A 1198-nucleotide genomic window follows, 5' to 3' on the forward strand; every position below is an offset into this window, starting at 1 on the left:
CCGTCCTGGTCCAGGATGCTGCGCAGGCACCGTTCGATCGTGGCCGCGTTGTTGTACATCGGCACACACACCGAGACCAGCGGGGTTGCGGGCGGACCGTGACTCGGGCTGGGAGAACTCACTACAAGCACCCGATCAGCGGCACTCTCAGAGCGCGAGGATGCCCTGCGTCAGCAGGATGAGCCCTGTGCCGCCGAAGCTGACTTGCATGATTTGGTGACGGTAGGTCCGTAGCCAATTTTGCAGCCGCAGCATCAGCGCGAGCGTTTGCTCCGGTCTCGCCAAGTAGGCAACGAGTGGAATCTCGACCATCGCAAGCACCATGACGGTGAACAAAATGAACGCGACGAACTGGGTGGCGATGGCCGCTCCCGAGGCCATGATGAAGGCGAGCAAGACAGCGCCCTCGTAAGGCGGGAACGACGACGCCGCACCGACCACAAATGACGGCCAGAGGACATCGCAATTGAGCATTTCCTGAGTTCGGGCCCCGAGCCTTTGGAATACCCCCCGTGGCGGCTCCTCAGCGAGCAGGGTCGCGGACCCGCCACCGCCCGCGTTTACCGGCGCCACGGGTATCTGCGCCGCCGCTCTTGCGCGCATCGTCATGACCGCCAGTACCACCAGTGCGAGCAGGCCGAGGGTGATTTGCAGACGTGCGCCCTCGAGGATGAAGATCGCGGACCTGACCTGCGAGATCGCGGTTCCGATGCCTCGGATGGCCACGAGCGCGACCTCCCGCATCAGCACCAGCACGCCGATCGCAACGGCGACACCTGTGACGATGCCCCCGAGCCAGAAAGCGAACAGATTCCTCATGGGCCGCCGCCGCGTCAACATGAGCACGGCAAGGCCTATCCGGACAGGGTCAATCGCCATCCCGATGCCACATATCAGCACTAACGTCCACATCAGTGGGGACGCTACCGTGCCGCGCCGTATCCCGTGGCGTAACTGGCGAATTCGTTCGTTTGGCGCCTGACTCGCCATGGGTTTTCAAGGCCGTGACCCGGTGAGACATCGATCACACGCGGCCCAGCGATGGCTCTCGGCCGCACGGGTCCTGACAATGAGGACGCGGGGCCGTGCATCGAGTAGGGATCCAGTCAGCTCGGGCTATGCTCGAGCCGATTTCGCCTGTACGACCGGGAGGGGCAGCCGTGCTCGACGACTCGTCCCCAACCCCCACAATCTCGGT

General features: G+C 63.9%; 2 protein-coding genes. Both read right to left on the reverse strand.

Annotation, left to right across the window (positions count from 1 at the left end):
• Window positions 1–131, reverse strand: a 131-nt coding sequence (locus A5712_RS30755; RefSeq protein WP_156766495.1) for a glycosyltransferase, incomplete at its 3' end; no start/stop codon positions are given.
• 16 nt (window positions 132–147) lie between these two features.
• A complete protein-coding gene (locus tag A5712_RS09340; RefSeq protein WP_068103805.1) occupies window positions 148–912 on the reverse strand; it encodes a GAP family protein in 765 nt (254 codons plus the stop codon).
• Window positions 913–1198 lie beyond the last annotated feature (286 nt).

The sequence above is a fragment of the Mycobacterium sp. E2327 genome, from assembly GCF_001672675.1.
GTDB lineage: Bacteria > Actinomycetota > Actinomycetes > Mycobacteriales > Mycobacteriaceae > Mycobacterium.